The sequence below is a fragment of the Streptomyces sp. NPDC007808 genome, assembly GCF_042868655.1.
Taxonomy (GTDB): domain Bacteria; phylum Actinomycetota; class Actinomycetes; order Streptomycetales; family Streptomycetaceae; genus Streptomyces.
On record NZ_JBIAEQ010000011.1, the window covers coordinates 309,953 to 331,172 of the forward strand.

General features: G+C 69.6%; 18 protein-coding genes and 1 pseudogene. 12 read left to right on the plus strand and 7 right to left on the minus strand.

Features of this window, described 5'->3' with window-relative positions; translation table 11 throughout:
* Positions 1-13 precede the first annotated feature (13 nt).
* From ACFYNL_RS36315 to ACFYNL_RS36330, 4 genes and pseudogenes are all read left to right on the plus strand, one after another.
* Positions 14-1,033 carry an Acg family FMN-binding oxidoreductase gene (locus ACFYNL_RS36315; RefSeq protein ID WP_388811522.1) on the plus strand — a complete coding sequence of 340 codons (1,020 nt, stop codon included), beginning with the start codon at positions 14-16 and terminating at the stop codon, positions 1,031-1,033.
* A gap of 406 nt (positions 1,034-1,439) precedes the next feature.
* The gene (locus ACFYNL_RS36320) at positions 1,440-1,976 is read left to right on the plus strand and encodes a GNAT family N-acetyltransferase (protein WP_388811524.1); all 537 of its coding nucleotides are present in this window, start codon (positions 1,440-1,442) and stop codon (positions 1,974-1,976) included.
* 64 nt (positions 1,977-2,040) lie between these two features.
* Positions 2,041-2,376, plus strand: a pseudogene (locus tag ACFYNL_RS36325) (transposase); the annotation flags it as partial.
* Between the two features lie 120 nt (positions 2,377-2,496).
* The gene (locus tag ACFYNL_RS36330) at positions 2,497-3,525 is read left to right on the plus strand and encodes an Acg family FMN-binding oxidoreductase (protein WP_388811527.1); all 1,029 of its coding nucleotides are present in this window, start codon (positions 2,497-2,499) and stop codon (positions 3,523-3,525) included.
* 87 nt (positions 3,526-3,612) lie between these two features.
* Here ACFYNL_RS36330 and ACFYNL_RS36335 read toward each other — a convergent pair whose 3' ends face one another.
* On the minus strand, positions 3,613-4,035 hold the full coding sequence (locus ACFYNL_RS36335; protein ID WP_388811530.1) for a pyridoxamine 5'-phosphate oxidase family protein: 423 nt from the start codon (positions 4,033-4,035) through the stop codon (positions 3,613-3,615).
* Positions 4,036-4,348: 313 nt separating this feature from the next.
* On the opposite strand from ACFYNL_RS36335, the gene ACFYNL_RS36340 reads away from it, so the two are divergent.
* The 6 genes from ACFYNL_RS36340 to narI all read left to right on the plus strand — a co-directional run bounded on the left by ACFYNL_RS36340 (position 4,349) and on the right by narI (position 13,303).
* Positions 4,349-5,632: a nitrate/nitrite transporter gene (locus tag ACFYNL_RS36340; RefSeq protein WP_388811716.1), complete on the plus strand. Its 1,284-nt coding sequence runs from the start codon at positions 4,349-4,351 to the stop codon at positions 5,630-5,632.
* A gap of 48 nt (positions 5,633-5,680) precedes the next feature.
* Positions 5,681-6,154 (plus strand): hemerythrin domain-containing protein, encoded by a 474-nt coding sequence (locus ACFYNL_RS36345; protein ID WP_388811532.1) that lies wholly within the window; start codon positions 5,681-5,683, stop codon positions 6,152-6,154.
* 309 nt (positions 6,155-6,463) lie between these two features.
* Positions 6,464-10,150 carry a nitrate reductase subunit alpha gene (locus tag ACFYNL_RS36350; RefSeq protein WP_388811719.1) on the plus strand — a complete coding sequence of 1,229 codons (3,687 nt, stop codon included), beginning with the start codon at positions 6,464-6,466 and terminating at the stop codon, positions 10,148-10,150.
* Between the two features lie 2 nt (positions 10,151-10,152).
* Positions 10,153-11,868, plus strand: a complete 1,716-nt coding sequence (gene narH / locus ACFYNL_RS36355; protein ID WP_388811535.1) for a nitrate reductase subunit beta — start codon at positions 10,153-10,155, stop codon at positions 11,866-11,868.
* On the plus strand, positions 11,865-12,536 hold the full coding sequence (narJ, locus tag ACFYNL_RS36360; protein ID WP_388811537.1) for a nitrate reductase molybdenum cofactor assembly chaperone: 672 nt from the start codon (positions 11,865-11,867) through the stop codon (positions 12,534-12,536). Before narH ends, narJ begins: the two co-directional genes overlap by 4 nt.
* The gene (narI, locus tag ACFYNL_RS36365; protein ID WP_388811540.1) at positions 12,533-13,303 is read left to right on the plus strand and encodes a respiratory nitrate reductase subunit gamma; all 771 of its coding nucleotides are present in this window, start codon (positions 12,533-12,535) and stop codon (positions 13,301-13,303) included. Before narJ ends, narI begins: the two co-directional genes overlap by 4 nt.
* A 178-nt stretch (positions 13,304-13,481) precedes the next feature.
* Here the strand turns inward: narI and ACFYNL_RS36370 are convergent, their stop codons facing one another.
* Both ACFYNL_RS36370 and ACFYNL_RS36375 read right to left on the minus strand, forming a co-directional pair.
* Positions 13,482-14,585, minus strand: coding sequence for an AI-2E family transporter (locus tag ACFYNL_RS36370; protein ID WP_388811542.1), 1,104 nt, complete (start codon positions 14,583-14,585; stop codon positions 13,482-13,484).
* Positions 14,586-14,741: 156 nt separating this feature from the next.
* Positions 14,742-15,104: a hypothetical protein gene (locus ACFYNL_RS36375; protein WP_388811544.1), complete on the minus strand. Its 363-nt coding sequence runs from the start codon at positions 15,102-15,104 to the stop codon at positions 14,742-14,744.
* A 405-nt stretch (positions 15,105-15,509) separates the two neighbouring features.
* On the opposite strand from ACFYNL_RS36375, the gene ACFYNL_RS36380 reads away from it, so the two are divergent.
* Positions 15,510-15,659 carry a hypothetical protein gene (locus tag ACFYNL_RS36380; RefSeq protein ID WP_388811547.1) on the plus strand — a complete coding sequence of 50 codons (150 nt, stop codon included), beginning with the start codon at positions 15,510-15,512 and terminating at the stop codon, positions 15,657-15,659.
* Positions 15,660-15,681: 22 nt separating this feature from the next.
* On the opposite strand, the gene ACFYNL_RS36385 is transcribed toward ACFYNL_RS36380, so the two are convergent.
* From ACFYNL_RS36385 to ACFYNL_RS36395, 3 genes are all read right to left on the minus strand, one after another.
* Positions 15,682-16,491: a calcium-binding protein gene (locus tag ACFYNL_RS36385; protein WP_388811549.1), complete on the minus strand. Its 810-nt coding sequence runs from the start codon at positions 16,489-16,491 to the stop codon at positions 15,682-15,684.
* 537 nt (positions 16,492-17,028) lie between these two features.
* On the minus strand, positions 17,029-18,135 hold the full coding sequence (locus tag ACFYNL_RS36390) for a CU044_5270 family protein (protein ID WP_388811552.1): 1,107 nt from the start codon (positions 18,133-18,135) through the stop codon (positions 17,029-17,031).
* Complete coding sequence (locus ACFYNL_RS36395; RefSeq protein WP_388811555.1) at positions 18,132-18,854, minus strand: RNA polymerase sigma factor; 723 nt, start codon at positions 18,852-18,854, stop codon at positions 18,132-18,134. The genes ACFYNL_RS36390 and ACFYNL_RS36395 overlap by 4 nt, the downstream gene beginning before the upstream one ends.
* A gap of 410 nt (positions 18,855-19,264) precedes the next feature.
* Between ACFYNL_RS36395 and ACFYNL_RS36400 the strand changes: the two genes are divergently transcribed.
* On the plus strand, positions 19,265-19,459 hold the full coding sequence (locus ACFYNL_RS36400) for a hypothetical protein (protein ID WP_388811558.1): 195 nt from the start codon (positions 19,265-19,267) through the stop codon (positions 19,457-19,459).
* 183 nt (positions 19,460-19,642) lie between these two features.
* Here ACFYNL_RS36400 and ACFYNL_RS36405 read toward each other — a convergent pair whose 3' ends face one another.
* Positions 19,643-21,199: a GMC family oxidoreductase gene (locus ACFYNL_RS36405; RefSeq protein WP_388811561.1), complete on the minus strand. Its 1,557-nt coding sequence runs from the start codon at positions 21,197-21,199 to the stop codon at positions 19,643-19,645.
* Positions 21,200-21,220 lie beyond the last annotated feature (21 nt).

Consider the following 21,220-nt stretch of genomic DNA (forward strand, 5'->3'; position numbering starts at 1 on the left):
AAGAGGAGGCATCATGCGCACTCAAGCCCGGCTGGACACCGCCACCGTGGAGTCGCTCCTGGCGGCGGCCGTGGCAGCCCCGTCGATCCACAACACCCAGCCCTGGCGCTTTCGTCTGGACCCCGGCAGCCAGGCACTGGAGGTCCATTCGGCGCCCGAGCGGACACTGCCACGGACCGACCCGACGCACCGCGCCCAGTACCTGTCCGTGGGCGCCGCGGTCTTCAACCTCCGGCTCGCCGCCTTCCACCAGGGCTGGCGGCCGGAGGTGAGACTGCTGCCGGATCCGCACCAACCCGGACTCCTGGCCACGGTACGACTGACCGATCCGCTCGGCGCGGACGACCAGTTGGCGGACTCCGGCCTCTATGAGGCCATCGCGCGGCGCCGCACCTGCCGGATGCCGTTCACCGGCCGACCCGTTCCCGAGCCGATCGTGGCCCAGATGGCATCGGCCGCCCACGCCGCCGGTGCCCGCCTCCACGTGCCGGACATCGCCGGAACACGGCGCCTGCTGCGCCTGACCGCCCGAGCCGAGGCCCGCAACCACGCCCACCCGGACCGCACCGCCGAAACCCGCGCCTGGCTCACCGCCCCGGGAGCAGAAACCCCCTACGGCATCCCCGTCACCGCTCTCGGCCCGCCCGACGCAGGCAGACGCATGCCGATGCGGGACTTCACCGGCGCGCTGCCCGCCCTGCGCCTGCCCGCCCTGTGGTTCGAACGCCACGTCCAGGTGGCCCTGCTGTGGACGCCCCACGACAGGCGGGACGACTGGCTGCGGGCAGGCCAGGCTTTGCAGTACGTCCTGCTCACGGCGACCGCCCACGGGCTGCGCACCTCACTCCTGCACCAGCCCATGGAATGGCCCGACCTACGGGCAGCCACTACCCTGCCGCGACACAAGCGGTGCCATCCGCACATGCTTATCCGGTTCGGCTACGGCCCGGACGGCGCCCACACTCCGCGAGCCCCGGGGCACTGCACTGCACAGCCCCCGGCACCGTCGGCGACCGGGAGCGGAACAAGCTGAGTAGGCGAGAAGTGGTCACGGCGCCGTCGAATGAACTTGCCCGAACAGCCGGTGGGTTGGGGGCGGCCGAGACTCCGGCTGCCCTGCCGGGCACCACAACCGCGGCGGTGGGGTCTGCCGATACGCGCACCAGTTGACCCTCCTCCCACACGGTGCGCCGCCCCTGACACGGCCGAGGGGACTTCCGCGGCGCTTGCCGTGCGGGCAGCACATCGGGGGACTGCCGTAAGTGCCGTAAGTGCCTGTCCCATATCTCCGGTTCTGGGTAACCCTGGCGCCCAGTACTCCAGCCGTAGATCGTGACTTGGCGCAAGGTGACGCCGGTCTGTGGGGCTCGGTCTGACGGCGGTGGCGGGCTACCGAAGTCCGGGCTCGTGCCCCATGCGAGATCTGGCAGGATCTGTTTGTGAGCCGATCCATGGTGACTTTGCGCAAGCTCGCGCTCGACGACTGGCAAGCAGTGCACTCCTGGGCCGGCCTTGAGGAGGCTTGTCGTTACCAGCCTTGGGGGCCGAACAGCGAGGACCAGACGCGCGCGTTCGTGCAAACCGCCGTCGAAGCCTGGTCGCACGCCCATCAGCAGAGATTCGTCTACATTGCTCGCTTCGAGAACGAACTCGTCGGCATGGGTGAGCTGCGCATTCGTAGCCATCGCCATCGGCAGGGCGAAATCTCCTACATCGTGCACCCCAGGGCCTGGGGGCGTGGCGTGGGCACGGGGATCGGACAAGAGCTTCTGTCGCGCGGGTTCGGGGAATTGGGACTCCACCGGATCTACGCGACCTGTGACCCCCGCAATCGCGCGTCGTCTCGGTTGCTGGGCAAGCTCGGTATGACGTACGAGGGCCGGCATCGGCACACCGCGTTGATCCGGGACGGCTGGCGGGACTCCGAGATGTTCAGCATCCTCGAAGCGGAATGGCGGCCGAGCCCCAGGGAATAGATTGTGATCTTGCTGGTGGGGGGCCTGTTCGGGCAAGGGCGCGGCCACCGTTGATCATCGGTGTAAGAACTGCTGGACCATCGCAGAGTGGGCCGGAGAGACCACCCCGGGCGGTATGCAGCCCTTGCTGGGCCGTGCCGAGTGGGACGCCGACCGAGTACGCGACGACGTGCACGATTGCGTGGTGGAGCATCTACGCGACGACCAGGCCGTGCTGGTGGTCGACGAGACCGGGGACGTGAAGAAGGGCACGCGCACGGTCGGCGTTCAGCGGCAATACACCGGTACGGCGGGCAGGATCGAGAAGTCCCAGGTTGCGGTCCATCTGGTCTACGCCGATCGGCGCGGGCATGCGGCGGTGGACCGGGGACTGTACGTCCCGCGCTCCTGGACGGCCGACCCGTCTTCCCGCGCGCCGATTGAGGCCGCATGGCCCGCAGGGGAGGGCCGGTCAACCCTCGCCCCCGCCGGGCCGGCGGCACAAGGTTGACGGGTACAGAGGAGAGGTGAAGGAGCCGTGATGCAGACCCGGGAAGTCGACGCACCGGCCGTTCAGGCCCTGCTGGCCGCGGCGGTGGCGGCGCCGTCGGTCCACAACACGCAGCCATGGCGGTTCGGCCTCGACCCGGACAACAGGTCGATCCTCGTCCGTGTCGACAGAGGACGGCAACTACTGGTGGCCGATCCCCGACTGCGCGCCCAGTACCTGTCGGTGGGCGCTGCTGTCTTCAACATCCGGGTGGCGGCGGAGTCCCTGGGCTGGGATCCCGTTGTCCGGCTGCGTCCCGCACCAGACGATGCGGATCTGCTGGCCACGGTGCAGCTGACCGGGCCCGCCGAGGGCTGGCAGCCGTCCTTGAGAGAGCTGTACGGGGCGGTCGAGCGGCGCCACACGAGCCGGATGCCCTTCACCGGCCGTCCCGTGCCGGACCCGATCGTGAACGAAATGATCAGCTTGGCCCGGGTGGAGGGCGCGCACCTCGATGTTCCCGACATCATCGCGACGCGGCGCCTGCTGCGCCTGACGGCAGCGGCCGAGGCCCGCAACGCCGTCCACCCGGCCCGCGCGGCCGAGACGCGTACCTGGATCACCGCCCCGGGAGCGGACGCCGCCTACGGCATTCCCTTCACAGCGCTGGGGCCGCGGGATGCGTCCGGGCGGATACCGGTGCGGGACTTCACCGGTGCGCGGCCGGTGCCGCGGCTGCCGGCCCTGCGTTTCGAACGTCATGCTCAGGTGGCCCTGCTGTGGACGTCCCACGACGGACAGGATGACTGGCTGCGGGCGGGTCAGGCCCTGGAGCGCGTGTTGCTGACGGCAACCGTGCACGGGGTGCGGACCTCGATGCTGCACCAGGCGATGGAGTGGCCGGACCTGCGGGAGGCGATGGCCGGATCGAGGCGGCGCTGCAGCCCCCAGCTGCTGATCCGTTTCGGCTACGGCCCGGAGGGCGCGCGTACGCCCCGGGCGCCCGCAACCCTGGCAGCTGATTCCCTCACGGGGCTGGAGCGGGGGACCCGCCAGGGCGGTGCCGGATCGGCGGAATGACTCCGCGGCGTCAGCACGCACCGCTGTCTGCGAGGCAGGAGTCAGGTGATGGGCGACAGCAGTCCCGCGGTCGCTACGGACTGTGCCTCACCGCGTGCCGGGCGTTCCCTTGAGCTCCCGTCCGGTGACCATCTCGGACTCGATCCGTACGAACACAGCGTCGTGCAGGGGCATCCAGGAGCTGGGGCCGGCCTGCGACAGCCGTTCGTGCTCTGCGGGATCGGTCACCACAGTTGCCCGTCCGGTGACGATCACGCTCCAGCCGGACCGGGATACCGCATCGAATTCGTCGGCCTCGAAGGCGATCACGACGCCGTCGATGGCCCGGACGAGGTCCGAGTCCGGCGAGGTGCACAGCAGGACGGAGGCGTCCATGTCCAGGGAGAAGTTGATGGGGAGGACCGCGGGCAGGGCTTGCCGGGTGTAGACCACACGGCCGACCGGCACCTTGGCGAGCAGCCGCAGGCACTCCTGCCGGTCGAGTGCGCGAAAGGCGTCGTTCTGGAACATCAGCCCATCGTCCCCCGGCGCTGTGGGGTGGGGTAGGGCCGATCGGCCCTACCCCACCCCACGCCCGGACCGCCGATTGCAGCCACCGTTTCGCAGCGGCGGCGCGGGCGACCTGAGAGACGGGGCCATGGGAGGGACGGCCGGGTCCGAACCCGGGGCCTGTCCGGCCCCCGGTAGGGACTGATGGCCCCTGCCGTCGGCGAGTCCGGATGCGAACAGTGGTTACGGGACGCCGCCTGGCAGGCAAGGGGCCTGCCGCGCGTGTGATCCCGGTGGCGCAGTACCACCCATGCACACGAAAGGGACGGACAACATGGTCCAGCCGTTGAAGTCGAAGAGTGGCAGCTCACCGTCAGCTGCTCCGGTGCCCCGCCAGGCATGGCTGATGCTGGCCCTGGCCACGGTCGGTTTCGCCGTGAACTTCTGGGCATGGGCGCTGCTGAGTCCTCTTGGCCCCCGGTTCAAGGACAGCCTCGATCTGTCGTCGTTCGAGCAGTCGCTGCTGGTGGCAGTGCCGGTCGTGGTCGGCTCGCTGGGCCGTATCCCGGTCGGCGCGCTGACCGACCGGTTCGGCGGACGGGTGATGTTCCCGATCGTGTCGGCGGCCACCATCGTGCCGGTGCTCTACCTCGGTCTGGCCGGGCACTCCTCCCTTGCCGCCCTGCTGGTCGGCGGATTCTTCCTCGGTATCGGCGGCACCGCCTTCGCCGTCGGCGTGCCCCTCGTCAACGCCTGGTTCCCGCCCGAGCGGCGGGGCCTCGCGATCGGTGTCTTCGGCGCCGGCATGGGCGGCACCGCCATCAGCGCCCTGACCACCGTGAAGCTCGTCGACGCGGGCAGCATGGCGACCCCGTTCCTGATCACCGCAGGGATGCTCGCGATCTACGCGGTGGCCGCAGCGCTGCTGCTGCGCGACGCACCAGGCCGCACCGTGCCGACCGAGCCCCTGGCCCGGCGGCTGGCCGCGACCGCCCGCCTGGGCATCACCTGGCAGGCGTCCGCGCTGTACGCGGTCGCGTTCGGCGGCTACGTCGCCTTCTCCGTCTACCTGCCCACCTACCTCAAGACCGGCTACGGCCTGACCCAGGCCGACGCCGCGAACCGCATGGCCGGGTTCGTGCTGCTGGCGGTCGCGATGCGTCCGATCGGCGGCTGGCTGTCGGACCGCATGGGCCCGGTCCGGGTGCTGGCCGGCTCGCTGGCCGTGGTCGTGGCCGGTGCCGTGGTGCAGTCGTTCACCCCGCCCCTGGCCCCGCTCGGCACCATCGCCTTCCTCGCCATGGCCGCCGCACTCGGCGCCGGCAGCGGGGCGACCTTCGCCCTGGTGGCCCTGCTCACTCCTGCCAACCAGGTCGGCTCGGTCACCGGCGTCGTCGGCGCCGCGGGTGGCCTGGGCGGTTTCCTCCCGCCGCTGGTGATGGGTTCGCTCTACGGCGCGTACGGAACCTACGCGGCCGGTCTCGCCCTGCTCGCGATCGTCGCTGCCGCGGCGCTGGTCTTCACCCTCACCGGTGTCCGCACCGCCGTCCAGGGCGGTGACCGGGCTCCGCGCACCGGCCACGGACGCCGGCACCGCACCGCACACACCACCGTGTGACACCACGCAGTCGAGAACCACAGACCGAACAGGAAGGGAGAGACAGCGGTGTGCGAATACTGCGGCTGCCAGGCGCTGGAGACCATCGACGAGCTGACCCAGGAGCACGACAGGGTCGTGACCCTCATCAGCCACGTACGCGACGCCCGGCGTGACGGCGCAATCGCCCGGATGGCCGAACTCGCCCGCGAGATCACCTCCGTGCTCGGCCCGCACACCCGCGTGGAGGAGCACGGACTGTTCCCGGCCCTGGCCGGGGAGTTCCCCGAGCACATCACCATGCTGGAGGACGAGCACCGCCGGATCGAGGCGGTGCTGGCCGAGGCGGACGGACCGTTCCTTACCGACCCCACCTGGCCGGACCGGCTCATCGAGACCCTCGCTCTGCTGCGCGAGCACATCCTCAAGGAGCAGGACGGCGTCTTCCCGGCCGCGCTCGCCAACCTCGACACCGAGCAGTGGGAAGCAGTCGAGAAGGTGCGCGCAGAGGCAGGCAGCACCCTGTCCCGGCCGGCTGCCTGACCGTTTCCCTCACTCCCCACTCGCAGCGGACCAGTCGCTGCACCCGGCCCGTCCGTGCTCATGTGCCCGGACGGGCCGTCCTGTTTTGGCGCGTTCCAGGCGTAGCCCTTCGGAACCCGGGTAACCGCTTCGGCGCGCAGACGATCTCCACCGCTCGTGTTTGCATGATCGAGGGCGTGGCTGTTGACCATTCGGGGGACGGCAGTCGTATCGTCGTTCGCGGCCGGACTCGATCACGACTCGAACGGGCCTCCATGCCCGGGGCGGAGTGGCACGGTGAGCACGGAAACCAGCCAGGCACGAGCGGGTATGGACGGCGAACTGGCGGAGGCGCTGGTGCGCAGCCGCCGCTTCTTCACCAAAGCCGAAGTCTCTGAAGATCTCCGCTCGCTGCACAAGCGGGGCGGCCGTCAGGCGGACGAGTTCTACCGGGACAGGTGGTCGCACGACAAGGTGGTCCGCTCCACGCACGGCGTGAACTGCACCGGCTCGTGCTCGTGGAAGGTGTACGTCAAGGACGGCATCATCACCTGGGAGGCCCAGCAGACCGACTACCCCTCGGTCGGCCCGGACCGGCCGGAGTACGAGCCGCGCGGCTGCCCGCGTGGGGCGGCGTTCTCCTGGTACACCTACTCACCCACCCGGGTGCGCTACCCGTATGTACGGGGCGTACTGCTGCAGATGTACCGCGAGGCCAAGGCCCGGCTCGGCGGTGACCCGGTGGCGGCCTGGGCGGACATCGTCTCCGACCCGGAGAGGTCCCGCCGCTACAAGCAGGTGCGCGGCAAGGGCGGCCTGGTGCGGGTGAGTTGGGACGAGGCGGTGGAGATGGTCGCCGCCGCCCACGTCCACACCATCAAGGAGTACGGGCCTGACCGGCTGGCCGGATTCTCCCCGATCCCGGCGATGTCGATGGTCTCCCACGCGGCCGGCGCTCGCTTCTACTCGCTGCTCGGCGGGGCGATGCTGTCGTTCTACGACTGGTACGCCGACCTGCCGGTGGCCTCCCCGCAGATGTTCGGCGACCAGACCGACGTACCCGAGTCGGGGGACTGGTGGGACGCCGGATACCTCATCATGTGGGGCTCGAACCTGCCGGTCACCCGCACCCCGGACGCGCACTGGATGGCCGAGGCCCGCTATCGCGGCCAGAAGGTCGTCGCCGTGTCGCCCGACTACGCGGACAACGTGAAGTTCGCCGACGAATGGCTCGCGGCCCAGCCCGGCACCGACGGGGCGCTGGCGATGGCCATGGGGCACGTGATCCTCAAGGAGTTCTTCGTCGACCGGGCCACCCCGTACTTCACCGACTACGTCAAGCAGTACACCGACCTGCCCTTCCTGGTCACCCTCGACGAGGTGGAGGGGAAGCCGGGCACCTACACGCCGGGCAAGTTCCTGACCGCCGCCGATCTCGGCGGCGAGGCCGCCACGGCTGAGCATGCGGAGTTCCGGACCGTGCTGCTGGACGCGGCCACCAGGCAGCCGGTGGTCCCGAACGGCACGCTCGCCGACCGCTACGGCGAGGCGGGTGCCGGGAAGTGGAACCTCGACCTCGGCGACACCCAGCCCCTGCTGTCCGCCGAGGGCGGTGACGAGGCACCGGTCGCAGTCGACCTGCCCCGCTTCGATGCCGCTGACGGCAGCGCGGGAACGTTGCGGCGCGGCGTCCCCGTGCACCGGGTCGCCGGGCGCCTCGTGACGACCGTCTACGACGTGCTGTTGGCCCAGTACGGGGTGGCCCGTGAGGGTCTGCCCGGCCAGTGGCCCACCGGCTACGACGACGCGACCGAGCCGTACACCCCGGCCTGGCAGGCGGCGATCACCGGAGTGGACGCCGCAAAGGCGACCCGGATCGCGCGGGAGTTCGCGGCCAACGCCGAGGAGTCCCGCGGCCGTTCAATGATCATCATGGGGGCAGGGACCAACCACTGGTTCCACTCCGACACCATCTACCGTGCCTTCCTCACCCTGACCACGCTCACCGGTTGCCAGGGCGTCAACGGCGGCGGCTGGGCCCATTACGTGGGTCAGGAGAAGGTCCGCCCGATCACCGGCTACTCGGCGATCGCGACCGCCGCGGACTGGAACCGCCCGGCCCGGCTGATGATCCAGACCGCCTACTGGTACCTGCACAGCGACCAGTTCCGCTACGACCCGTTCTCCGCCGACACCCTCGCGGCGGCCGGCGCGGGCGGCCCGTTCGCCGGGCAGACCACGGCGGACGTCATCGCCCAGTCGGCGCGGATGGGCTGGATGCCGTCCTGTCCGACGTTCAACCGCAACCCGCTGGACCTCGCCGACGAGGCAGAGGCAGGGGGCCGCCCGGTCGCCGAGCACATCGTGGACGAACTCAAGGCGGGGCGGCTCGGGTTCGCGGGTGAGGATCCTGACGCGCCGGAGAACTTCCCGCGGGTCCTGACCGTGTGGCGGGCGAACCTGTTGGGCTCCTCGGCCAAGGGCAACGAGTACTTCCTCAAGCACCTGCTGGGCACCGACTCCTCCGTACGCGCCACCGAGGCCCCGCCGGAGGCCCGGCCGCGGGATGTGGTGTGGCGGGAGGAGGCTCCGGAGGGCAAGCTCGACCTGCTGCTGACGCTGGATTTCCGGATGACCAGCACCACGGTCTTCTCCGACGTGGTGCTGCCGGCCGCCACCTGGTACGAGAAGCACGACCTGTCCAGCACGGACATGCACCCCTTCGTGCACGCCTTCAACCCGGCGATCGCCCCGCCCTGGCAGACCCGTACCGACTGGGACGCCTTCCATACCCTCGCCAAGGAGTTCAGCCGCCAGGCCGCCGGCCACCTCGGCGTTCGCAAGGACGTCGTGGCCGCCCCGCTGCTGCACGACACCCCGGACGAGATGGCCAACCCGCGCGGTCGGGTCCGCGACTGGAAGGCGGGCGAGTGCGAGCCGGTGCCCGGCCGCACCATGCCCAAATTGATCACGGTCGAGCGAGATTACGGGGCGGTCGCGGAGAAGATGGCCGCGCTCGGCCCACTCCTGGACTCACTCGGCGCCACCACGAAGGGCGTCACCTTCAAAGTGGAGCGCGAGCTGGAGTACCTGCGGCACAAGAACGGCACCGTGCGCGGGGGAGTGGCGGACGGGCGGCCGTCGATCGCCCGGGACGTGCACGCCTGCGAGGCGATCCTCGCCATGTCCGGCACCACCAACGGCCATCTGGCCACCCAGGGCTTTCACGCCCTGGAGGCCCGCACCGGCAGGCAGCTGGCGGACCTGGCCGCCGAGCACGAGGGCAAACAGATCACCTTCGCCGACACCCAGGCCGCCCCGGTACCGGTCATCACCAGCCCCGAGTGGTCCGGCTCGGAGACGGGCGGGCGCCGCTACTCGCCGTTCACTGTGAACGTCGAGCGCCTCAAGCCCTGGCACACCCTCACCGGGCGGCAGCACTTCTACCTCGACCACGACTGGATGACCGCGCTGGGCGAGCAACTTCCGATCTACCGGCCCCCGTTGAACATGGACGCCCTGTTCGATGAACCGCGCCTGGGGGATGTCGGGGAACTGGGCGTGACGGTCCGCTATCTCACCCCGCACAACAAGTGGTCCATTCACTCCGAGTACCAGGACAACCTGTTCATGCTGTCGCTGTCCCGGGGCGGACCGACGATCTGGATGAGCACGCAGGACGCGGCCAAGGTCGGGGTGAAGGACAACGACTGGGTCGAGGCGGTCAACCGCAACGGCGTGGTCGCCGCCCGCGCGGTCGTCTCGCACCGCATGCCGGAAGGCACCGTCTACATGCACCACGCCCAGGACCGGCTGATCGACGTCCCCCGCACCGAGACCTCCGGCCGGCGCGGCGGCATCCACAACTCCCTGACCCGGCTGCTGATCAAGCCCAGCCACTTGATCGGCGGCTACGCCCAACTGTCGTACGCCTTCAACTACCTCGGCCCGACCGGCAACCAGCGCGACGAGGTCACGGTCATCCGCCGGCGCGCCAACCAGGACGTGGAGTACTGATCATGCGTGTGATGGCCCAGATGGCGATGGTGATGAACCTCGACAAGTGCATCGGCTGCCACACCTGCTCGGTCACCTGCAAACAGGCGTGGACCAACCGCACCGGCGTCGAATATGTCTGGTTCAACAACGTCGAGACCCGCCCCGGCCAGGGATATCCGCGCCGCTACGAGGACCAGGAGACCTGGCGCGGTGGCTGGGAGCTGAACAAGCGGGGCAACCTCGCGCTGAAGGCGGGCGGCCGGTTCAAGAAGCTGATCCAGATCTTCTCCAACCCGGTGCTGCCGTCCCTCGACGACTACTACGAGCCGTGGACGTACGACTACGAGACGCTGACCAACGCCCCGCTGCAGGAGCACACCCCGGTCGCCCGCCCCAAGTCGCTGATCAGCGGCAAGGACATGAAGATCTCCTGGTCGGCGAACTGGGACGACGACCTCGGTGGCTCGGCCGCGACCAGCGAGCAGGACGTCCTGCTGGGCGAGGTCGCGGAGAAGATCAAGTTCGAGTTCGAGCAGACCTTCATGTTCTACCTGCCGCGGATCTGCGAGCACTGCCTCAACCCGTCCTGCGCGGCCTCCTGCCCCTCCGGCGCGATCTACAAGCGGGAAGAGGACGGCATCGTCCTGGTCGACCAGGACCGCTGTCGGGGCTGGCGGATGTGCGTGACCGGATGCCCGTACAAGAAGGTCTACTTCAACCACCGCACCGGCAAGGCCGAGAAGTGCACCTTCTGCTTCCCGCGCGTCGAGGTCGGCTTGCCCACGGTCTGCTCCGAGACCTGCGTCGGCCGGCTGCGCTACATCGGTCTCGTCCTCTACGACGCCGACAAGGTGCTGGAGGCCGCCTCCACGCCCGACGACACCGGCCTGTACGAGGCGCAGCGGCAGGTCTTCCTCGACCCGAACGACCTGGACGTCGTACGGGAGGCGGAGCGGGCGGGCATCCCGCGGGACTGGATCGAAGCGGCGCAGCGTTCCCCGATCCACGCCCTGATCAACACCTACAAGGTGGCCCTGCCGCTGCACCCGGAGTACCGGACGATGCCCATGGTCTGGTACATCCCGCCGCTGTCCCCGGTCGTCGACGCGGTCCGTGACACCGGCCGGGACGCCGAGGACCACCGCACCCTCTTCGCCGCCGTCGACGCCCTGCGCATTCCCGTCGATTACCTCGCCCAGTTGTTCACCGCGGGTGACCCCGCCCCCGTCGACGCGGTCCTGCGCCGTCTGGCGGCCATGCGCGCCTACATGCGCGACATCAACCTCGGCCGCGAGCCCAACGCTGCCATCCCGAGGGAGGTCGGGATGGGCGAGGAGCAGATGTACGACATGTACCGGCTGCTGGCGCTGGCCAAGTACGACGAGCGGTACGTCATCCCGCCCGCCCACGCCGAGCAGGCCCACAAGCTGGAGGAGTTGGCCACCGAGTGCAGCCTCGACTACGAGGGCGGCCCCGGCATGGGCGGCTCCGGCCCCTTCGGCGAGGCCTCCGGTGGCGCGGCGCCCATCGCGGTGGAGAACTTCCACGCACTGCGTGACCGGCAGACTTCCGACACCCCGGCCACGCCGGCCGACAAGGCCACCCGCGTCAACCTCCTCAACTGGGACGGCAAGGGCTCCCCGCCGGGCCTGTTCCCGGAGAAACCGTCAGCCAACGGCGATGGCGGTGGCAGCGGGAGCACCGACCGTGGTGGGGAGGTCGAGCCGAAGCCATGAACATCCTCAAGAAAAAGGCCGCACGGACGGCCGGTACCGAGCCCTGGCATCCCTACGCCTGGCAGGCCCAGTCCCTGTTGCTCGCCTACCCCGACGAGAACTTCGCCCAGCGCCTGGCCCTGGCCGGCCAGGTCGCTTCCACCCTGCCGGAACCGGTCGCCCGCCCCCTGCTGCGCTTCACCACACACGCCGCGCAGACCGCCGCTGCCGACCTGGCCATCGCCTACGTCGCCACCTTCGACCACCGCAAACGCTGCTGCCCGTACCTGACGTACTACGCCCACGGCGACACCCGCAAACGCGGCACCGCACTGCTCCGCCTCAAGCAGACCTACACCAGGGCCGGCTGGCGTCTTGGCGATGACGAACTGCCCGACCACCTCGCCGTCGTGCTGGAGTTTGCCGCCACCGACCCGGGCACGGGAGCGCAGCTGCTCATCGAACACCGGGCCGGCCTGGAGCTGCTGCGTCTGGCCCTGCAGGACGAGGGTTCGCCCTGGGCGTCCGTGCTGGAGTCGGTCTCCGCGACGCTCCCCGCCCTGGCGGGCGACGAACGTGAGGCCGTAGCACGGCTCGCCGCGCAGGGCCCGCCCGAGGAACAGGTCGGCCTCGACCCGTACGCATCCCCCGTGTTCCTGCCCGACCCCGTCGTAGGAGGTCCCCGATGACCGCGCCCGCGCAGCCCTTGACCCTGGCGGCGGAGACAGGCACCGGCGGCATCCTGCTGTGGGTCGTCCTGCCCTACGTCGCGCTCGCCGTCTTCGTCCTCGGGCACGTCTGGCGCTACCGCTACGACAAGTTCGGCTGGACCACCCGCTCCTCCCAGCTCTACGAGAACCGGCTGCTGCGCATCGGCAGCCCGCTGTTCCACTTCGGCATCCTGGTCGTCCTCATCGGCCACATCGGCGGCCTGGTCATCCCCAAGAGCTGGACCGAGGCGGCCGGGATCAGCGAGCACACCTACCACATCGGCGCGGTCGTCCTCGGCACGATCGCGGGCGTCGCCACGCTCGGAGGACTGGCCATCCTGATCTACCGGCGACGCACCGTCGGCCCGGTCTTCTCCGCCACCACCCGCAACGACAAGGCCATGTACGTCTCGCTGACCGTGACCATCGTGCTGGGCCTGGCCGCCACGGTGGCCGCGAACGTCGTCGGCGGCGGGTACGACTACCGCGAGACCATCTCCCCCTGGTTCCGCTCCATCTTCTACTTCCAGCCCGACCCGGGCCTGATGACCGGCGCGCCGGTGTTGTTCCAACTGCACGCGATCAGTGCCCTGTTGTTGTTCGCCGCCTGGCCGTTCACGCGGCTCGTGCACATGCTCACCGCGCCGGTGGGCTACCTGACCCGCCCCTACATCGTCTACCGCAGCCGCGACACCCGCCTTGGCGCCCGTCCTCCGCGCCGTGGCTGGGAACGCGTGGGGTCATGAGCGGCCGGTTCCCCCGTCGCCGGGACGGTGGGGGATCTCCGGCTCTGTGGACATGTGCAGGACTGACCGCCCATGGTCATGCCGCACGGTTCGGCTGCTGAGCCGGACCGTGCGGGCGACAGGTTCCGGGTCGGGTCCTACCTGGGTCCCGGCTGGTGGGGGCGGTCACCGAATTTCGCTACGCCGGGACGCCCACGGGTTCCTCGTCCGACTCGTCGCGAGGCTCGCTCAGTTGGTCGCGCACGTAGTTCCAGACGACCGCGATCAGTGCTGCGACGGGTACGGCGAGGAGACTTCCCACGATGCCGGCCAGGTTGCCGCCGAGCGTCACGGCCAGCAGGACCACTGCCGCGTGGAGGCCGAGCCCACGGCTTTGGATCATGGGCTGGAACACGTTGCCCTCGAGTTGCTGTACCGCGACGATGATGCCCAGCACGATCAGCGCGTCGGTCAGGCCGTTGGAGACCAGCGCGATGAGAACCGCGACGAGACCGGCGAACAGGGCGCCGATGATCGGCACGAACGCGGAGACGAAGGTCAGCACCGCCAGCGGGAGCACCAGCGGTACCCCCACGATCCACAGGCCGAGCCCGATCAGGACGGCGTCGAGCAGCCCGACGGCCGCTTGGGACCGTACGAACGCGCCCAGCGTGTCCCAGGAGCGCGCGGCCACGGTCGGGACATCGGTGGCGAGTCGGCCGGGCAACTGGCGGGCCAGCCACGGCAGGAACCGCGGTCCGTCCTTCAGGAAGAAGAACATCAGGAAGAGGGCGAGGACGGCCGTGATCAAGCCGTTCACCACGGTGCTCACTCCCGTGACGACCGCGGTGACCATGCTGCCGAGGCCGTCCTGAGCGCGGGCGACCGCCGTGTCCATGGCCTTGGTGATCTGGTCGTCGCCGACGTTCAACGGCGGCCCGGCGGCCCACTCGCGCAGCCTCTGAAGACCCTCGACCACTCCGTCGGTCAGCTCGCCTGACTGGGACGCCACCGGTACCGCGATCAGCGCCACGACGCCCACGGCGACCAGGAGGAACAGTACGGTCACGGTGGACGCGGCCAGGGCGGGTGACCACCCGCGACGACGCAGGAAACGAGCCGGGGGCCAGGTCAGTGTGGTGAGGAGCAGACCGATGACGAGCGGCCAGACCACCGACCATATTCGGCCCAGAAGCCAGAGCGTCGCTGCGAGCATGACGAGGACCAGCAGCAACTCCACGGAGATGCGCGCCGATGTACGGAGCGCGGCTCTGGCTCTCGTGGGACTCAACGTGGCAGACATGGGGCCACCTTATTGGTACCCAGGTGGAACGGGTCGTGGGCGGTTCCGGCATCGGGCCGACGGGCTCGCCTGCGTCTGCCTGACGTGTCCGAGGTGGTCCGCCCGTGCGGCGGGCGTGGTGTCGCAGTCGGGCCCGCTGGATGCTGCCGACGCGGGTCAAGAGCGTGCCTCCAGCCAGGGCCGAAGGGAGGCCAGTGTCACCTCGACGTCGTCGCTCCATGAACAGACTTCCAGCCACGACAGGTAGCCGCCTTGCGTGAAGACGAGAACCTCACCGGGGCACTCACCGGCCTCGTTGACCAGCTGTGCTTGGGCCGCCACGACAGTGCTGGGGCCGGTGGGCGCTGGCTCCACCTCAGTGGTGTCAAGTTCGAAGTAGGCGGTACCGCACCCGCATGTGCAGCGAGCTCGCACGCTGAGGTGCGGAACCTGCCGTCGGAGCGCGGCATGAACCGGATTGTCCGAGTTCAGGACTACCTCAAGCACGTCGGCTACGTCGGAAGGCAGGCTCTCCGTCATGCCGTGACCGTATCCGACCAGCAGCTTTGGGTCCCGACGAAGCCCGGCCCATCGTCGTTCGACCGACCGCGTGGTCACGCGTCCGGGACCATGGTGGTCCCAGCGAGACAGCCGTCGACCACCTCCCGTCGGGACTGCAGCGTCTTGAGCTTGCGCTTCACCAACGACCGAGCACTTCGGGCGAGTGCAGCTGGGGAAGTGAGAGGGCAGCTGGAAGACCGTGAGCCAGCCGACGTCTCGCTCGACCGTCCTTCGAGCTCGCCGAGGTACCTGGCGTGATGATGCAGCGCGGCGTGGCGGAGCGTGGTCTGACCAGGGAGCGCGCCGGATTGCTGTGGGCGCCTTTCCACGGGGGCTGATGACGCAGCGGGAACCGGTCGGGCAGCTGCGGGCCACCCCCGTGACGTGACCGGCCTGCTGGATGCTCCTGAGGCCGACGGGCTGGTCGAGCGCGGGCCGCCCTCGACCGATCGGCGCGCAACCCTGGATTTCCTCACCGACCCGGGCCGTACGGCCCGGGCGAGGGTATTTCATGTGATCGCCGTGCGCGTGTGAACCCGCGGGAGCGGCGTCCGGGCTACTGAACGTCCACGAAGTCGCCGGTCGCCTTGACGGCCGGGGTGGTGGAGGTGCCTGCGAAGTTCCAACGCCAGTAGCCGTCTTCGGAGGCGGGGACCGTGGTCGTCAGGGTGCCGGTGCTGGAGGTGTACACGGTTTTGATGGTGGTGTAGGTCGTAGTACCGGCCTTGCGGAACTGGAGCTTGGCAGGCTGGTTGGTGTACCCCCGGTAATCGAGCGTGTCCCAGTTGGCCCGGGTGAGCTTGCCGGTGACGGTGAGGGGCTGGCCCTTGGCAATCGGCTCCGGGGCTGCGTTCACGGTGAGCTTGGAGTGTCGCTGCAGACGAGTCGTCGTGTAGTTCGCCGTGTGGGTCCAGCTGTCGTCATCGGCCACCCCCTGCACACTGACCTTCCAGGTGCCGGCGTGGGCGTTGGTGAGCGCGGTGCCGCCGTACTTCCAGTCCGGTTCGAGGGAGATCGTCTGCGAGCAGGTGGAGGTGGTGGCACTTGAGGCGACGCAGTCCGCATGGGAGTAGTACTGGTTCGACACGATGCGGTCGTCGTAGGTCTCGTAGGGGTTCGCACCATCCGGTCCACGCCACAGGACGAAGTCTGCGTCCTGGATGCCCGACGGGTGGGTGAAGGTCCCGGAAACCGTGATCGTCTTGGCGTAGACATCGACCACGATGTTCGTGCCACCGTCGAAGCGGACGTTGGTGATCTGGACCTCGTCCTGGGTCTCCTCCGCGTAGGCACCGGGGATGACGAAGGCGGCCAGCGCGGCCGCCGCAACGGAACTGAGCAGAACAAAGGCAGCACGCTTGCGCATGTGTCTCCTTCACGGGGGAAGAGCGGGAACCCGGCCAGCGGGCAGGTAAGGCCGGTCAGGGACCGATGACGGACTTGATCGGATACGGGAAGGTCTGCTGCTGCGGTCCACTCCGCCTCAGCGTGAACGGCCGTCGTCGCGGTGTCTTGGCCGTCTTGACCGCGGCCGCCGCAGGGACAGGAGCCCCGGCAGGAGCACGTCTCGTCAGCGACCGTCGATGACGTACTGCACGCGGTACCACCCTCATCTCCCAGATCACGTTGTCATGGCTCAGGCACAGCCGTCACACAGACTGGTCCGCAATATCCAGCGCATCTGCACGCCCAAACGTCACGGTGCGGTACGGACGGGCTGACCACGGCTGCCTGCCGGGCCCCGCGGACCACGCTCCCGTTCGCTGTCCGGTCCCTGTCCGCTCCCTGTCCGGGGTCATCGACCGGAAGAAGCCACAGCCCCGGGGTCGGCTGAACGTCATGTTCCCGGTACCTCCGGTGGTCTCACCGGAGGTACCGGTCATCGCTGCGTGGACCGGATACGTCAGCCGGCCTGTGACGGGGTCTGCTTGATGCCATCGACGATGGCGCGGTTCATGATGGCGCTGGTGAAGATGACCGTGCCGGGCTTGATCAGGCCCTTCTCACCGCTGGTCCCGCTCACCTGAACCGTGCGCTCACCCAGGTAGACGTGCGTCTTCCTGTCGAAGATCCACTCTTCGCGCACACCGCTGGACTCGTCGAGACGGGCCACTGCCACACCGTGCCGGCCCGCCGCGTCCACCGCGTCGTCGACCACGACGACGCCCGGGATCTTCGCGGCGGCCTTGAAGAGAGCCGGGTACAGCTTTGCGGGCGGGTAGCTCTCGCCGAGCAGGTCACCGATGGTGGTGAACGCCTGCTGGTCGGGGGTGTTGCCCTGCCCCTCGGTCTCCTTGTAGATCTTGGCGAGGAGAGCGTCGGGGTCCATGGTCAGCTTGGCCAGGTAGTCGTATGACGGGGCGTTCAGGTTCGCCTTCGGGATGTTGCCCTGCTCGTCGGGCAGGCTCAGGGTCTCGCCCTCGGGGTCGTCGTTGACGGCAGGGTCGATCAGCCAGCCCTTGGTGCCGTCCGGGGACTCCCACACCTGGCGGGTGTGGAGCTCGTGGCTGGCCAGGGTGCTGGTGTCGCCGACGGTCCTCACGAAGCTCTCGGCAGTCTTGGACTCGATGTAGATGTACTGGCCGGGCTTGACGGCCGGCTGCTCCACCTCGGCCGCAGCCAGCGCGATCTGGTCGAGCAGCTGCGGGACGCCCTTGGCGGACGCGACGCCCACGGTGGTGGTCAGGGCCGGTCCTGTGGCGACACCGCCGTCCCCGGCCTCACCGCCGGACGCCACCACACCGGCGACGACCGCCACGGCCACGGCGGCGGCCAGCGCGGGCAAGGTGATCGCCGGACGCGGCAGACGGAACCGCCGATCCTTCGCGGGGGCCACCGTCTCCGCCCCCACACCCGTGTGCTCTGCCTGCTGGGTCTCGTAAATCCGGGCCATCATGCGCTCCTTGTGGAACTGGTGGCGGCCCGACGGCAAGTCGCGCGTCGTCCGGTCGAAGAGCTGGGCGCCCTCTTCCCGCTCGGCAGCGTTCTGCCGGGACGTGTTCGCGTTCATCGGTTTCCTTCCTGTGCGGGCCGGATCGCGTGTGCGTGATCGCCTCTTGTCTGTCGGTCGGGGCGGCCGCCTTCCCGTTTCACGAGACTTTCTTCGAGATTTCTTTCGAGCGCCGTTGCTGTAGGGCTCCTCAACTGCCTTGTGTGCGCTGCCGGTTGAGAACCACGCGCTGCCGGTTGAGAACCGCCCCGGTCGGCCTCGGCCAGCTTGCGCAGCTTCTTGCGGGCGCGGGAGAGCCGGGAGGCCACGGTGCCGGCCGGAATGCCCAGCGCCTGCGCCGCGGTCTCGTAGTCCAGGCCCTCTCCCAGGCAGAGCGCGATGACCTCGCGCTCCGGTCGGCGCAGCGAGGCGAGGGCGGTGAGCGCCGCTGCGAGGCGCTGCCGACCGTCGAGCCTGTCCGCCACCTCCTCGGCGTGGTCGGGGACGGCGAGTTCGGCGGCCGCGGCGGCCTGCGCGGCGGCCCGGTACCGGCGGTTGCTCCGGTACTGGTTGCGCGCGGTGTTGGTGGCGATGCCCAGCAGCCAGGGCCGCAGGGAACCGCCCTCCGCATCGACCTTGTCGCGCAGCCGCCATGCCTCCATGAAGGTCGCGGCCATCACGTCCTCGGCCGTGGACCAGTCGGCGGTCAGCCGGAAGGCATGGTTGTAGACCGCGCGGGCGTAGGTGTCGAAGAGTTCGGCGAACGCGCTCGGATCCCCGGCCCGTACCCGGGTACGCATATGAGTGCTCACCTCAATGAGCTGTCCGGCACCGCGCACCGACTTCCCGTGACCTGCGCCACACTCGACCTGGATCCGCGCTCCAAGCCGACATGACGGACGCCCCCTTGCGCTTCCTCGGCTGCGCGCACGGCGGCGCCGGGCAAGCCCACCTCCGGCCCGACCGTCCAGGGAGCACCTCAGAACAGTTGTCTTGAAGGCCCTGTCGCGTCCGCGCGACGCAGCATCGCACATCCACGCCCGTTGTGCGGCCGTGGAAGCGGTTCAGTGGGTGGTTCAGTGGGTGGTTCAGTGGGTCCGTCGAGGGGCAGGGGCGGGGTGGTGGCGTACGTCCGCCACGGACGGCGGCGTCGTTGCGGCGCACGCTTCGGCGCGGTGTCCGGCAGGGCGGTCAGGCCGCAGCAGGGGCGGTGAGGCAGAGGGAGCAATCGCTGTGGTTCCTGGGTCCCTTCCGCACGGACGAGTGGCTGCTGCACGAGCAGATCTCCCCTTCGGCCGAGCACGGCCGGGCGCTCACCCGCGGAGGCTGCTCGACACGGGCTGCGCCTGGTTGCCGCGCTCGCGCAGGAGGGGACTCATGCGCTTCGACCGGCCGCGGCGCGTAGCCGGTCGGCCCCCGGTCGGCGGCGCCGATCAGCCACGAGGAACACCCGTAGGAGATGCGGACCGCGCTGCGCAGCCCGCGCGGTCGATGCACGATGGCCGGCTGTCGACTGCGGCCAGTTCCGGACATGGCGCCGTGGGACGCCTTGGCCAAGAACGCCGGGTCAATCCGTATGACGCTGCCGTCACACCGGTGCCGGCAGACCGCGGATCATGTCTGCGGCCTTTTCCGCAATCATGATCGTGGGGGCGTTGGTGTTGCCCCGCACCACGGTGGGCATCACCGAGGCGTCCACCACCCGCAGGCCGCTTGTGCCGTGCACCCTGAGCCGGGCGTCCACGACGGGCCCGATGGAGCACGTGCCCGCCGGGTGATAGAGGGTCTGCAGCTCACGCCGGGCGAAGGCGAGCAAACCGGCGTCGTCCGTGGAGCGCGGTACGCGGAAGTCGGCACGGCGGTGCTTGGCCAGGCTGGGCTGGTCGGCGATGTCGAGCAGCATCCGCAGGGCTCGGATCATCGTGAGACGATCTTCCTCGGTGGTCAGGTAGTTGTGCAGAATGCGGGGCTTGGCGCTGGGGAGCGCCGAGCGCAGGGAGACCTTGCCCCGGCTCGTCGGAGCGAGCAGGACCGCACCGAACATGAACGCGTGGTCGGTCACGGGGCTGAGGCCCTCGTCATGGAACATCACCGGTGTGGCGTGCACCTGGATGTCAGGGGCGTCGAGGCCCTGACGAGAGCGGTGAAACCCGCCGGCCTCGCCGACGTTGGAGCTGAGTGGTCCTCGCCCCTCGCTCTCCAACAGGCTGACGTTGTCCGGCGTCTCGGCGGTGAACAGCGACTCGGTGTCGGTGAGAAAGCACAGACCGACATGCGGATGATCCTGCAGGTTCTCCCCGACAGGGAGGTCGACGCGCGGCGTGATGCCACAGGCCGCCAGGTCGCCGCCCGGGCCGATGCCGGAGAGCATGAGCAGCTGCGGAGAGTTGTACGCACCGGCCGACAGCACGACCTCGCGTTCGGCGTACAGGCGCAGCAGTTCGCCGCCGCGATCCACCTCGATGCCGGTCGCACGGTCGCCCTCGAGCAGCACGCGGGTGCACTCGGCGCCGGTCAGCACCTCCAGGTTCGGCCGGGACAGGGCCGGCCGCAGGTATGCGTCGGCCGTGCTGCAGCGCAGGCCGGCGCGCTGAGTGAGGTGGTAGTAGCCGACGCCGTCCTGTTCCGGGCCGTTGAAATCGCTGGTGAAGGGGTGGCCGGCTTCCTGTGCCGCCGCCACGTAGGCGTCCATCAACGGATGCCGGGAGCGGCCTTGACTGACCGTGAGCGGCCCGCCGGTGGCGTGCCACGGTGACGTGGGGCCCGTGAAGTCCTCGGCCTGAAGGAAGTACGGCAGGACGTCCTGCCAGCCCCAACCGTCTGCGCCGCCTGCCGCCCAGGCGTCGTAGTCGCGGCGATTGCCGCGTACGTAGATCATCGCGTTCATCGAGGAGCAGCCGCCGAGCATGCGGCCACGGGGCAGATAGCGACGGCGGCCGTCCAGCCCCGGTTCACACTCGCTGAGGTAACTCCAGTCGTACTTCGTCTGGAAGAGCTGGCTGAACGCCGCCGGAACGCGGATCTCCGCGGCATCGTCGACGGGCCCCGCCTCGATCAGCAGAACGTGCGCGCTCCCGTCCTCGGTGAGCCGGTTCGCCAGCACGCAGCCGGCCGATCCGGCGCCCACGATGATGTAGTCGTACACCTGTGCCCCCTCGCCCCACCC

Bases quoted from the DNA above. Each gene is read 5' to 3' on its own strand.
- ACFYNL_RS36395 (WP_388811555.1), bottom strand. From the start codon at position 18,854: ATGCGTACCCGGGTACGGGCCGGGGATCCGAGCGCGTTCGCCGAACTC.
- narI (WP_388811540.1), top strand. From the start codon at position 12,533: ATGACCGCGCCCGCGCAGCCCTTGACCCTGGCGGCGGAGACAGGCACC.
- ACFYNL_RS36375 (WP_388811544.1), bottom strand. From the start codon at position 15,104: ATGACGGAGAGCCTGCCTTCCGACGTAGCCGACGTGCTTGAGGTAGTC.
- ACFYNL_RS36315 (WP_388811522.1), top strand. From the start codon at position 14: ATGCGCACTCAAGCCCGGCTGGACACCGCCACCGTGGAGTCGCTCCTG.
- ACFYNL_RS36350 (WP_388811719.1), top strand. From the start codon at position 6,464: ATGGACGGCGAACTGGCGGAGGCGCTGGTGCGCAGCCGCCGCTTCTTC.
- ACFYNL_RS36330 (WP_388811527.1), top strand. From the start codon at position 2,497: ATGCAGACCCGGGAAGTCGACGCACCGGCCGTTCAGGCCCTGCTGGCC.
- ACFYNL_RS36385 (WP_388811549.1), bottom strand. From the start codon at position 16,491: ATGCGCAAGCGTGCTGCCTTTGTTCTGCTCAGTTCCGTTGCGGCGGCC.
- ACFYNL_RS36340 (WP_388811716.1), top strand. From the start codon at position 4,349: ATGGTCCAGCCGTTGAAGTCGAAGAGTGGCAGCTCACCGTCAGCTGCT.
- ACFYNL_RS36370 (WP_388811542.1), bottom strand. From the start codon at position 14,585: ATGTCTGCCACGTTGAGTCCCACGAGAGCCAGAGCCGCGCTCCGTACA.
- narJ (WP_388811537.1), top strand. From the start codon at position 11,865: ATGAACATCCTCAAGAAAAAGGCCGCACGGACGGCCGGTACCGAGCCC.
- ACFYNL_RS36390 (WP_388811552.1), bottom strand. From the start codon at position 18,135: ATGAACGCGAACACGTCCCGGCAGAACGCTGCCGAGCGGGAAGAGGGC.
- ACFYNL_RS36335 (WP_388811530.1), bottom strand. From the start codon at position 4,035: ATGTTCCAGAACGACGCCTTTCGCGCACTCGACCGGCAGGAGTGCCTG.
- narH (WP_388811535.1), top strand. From the start codon at position 10,153: ATGCGTGTGATGGCCCAGATGGCGATGGTGATGAACCTCGACAAGTGC.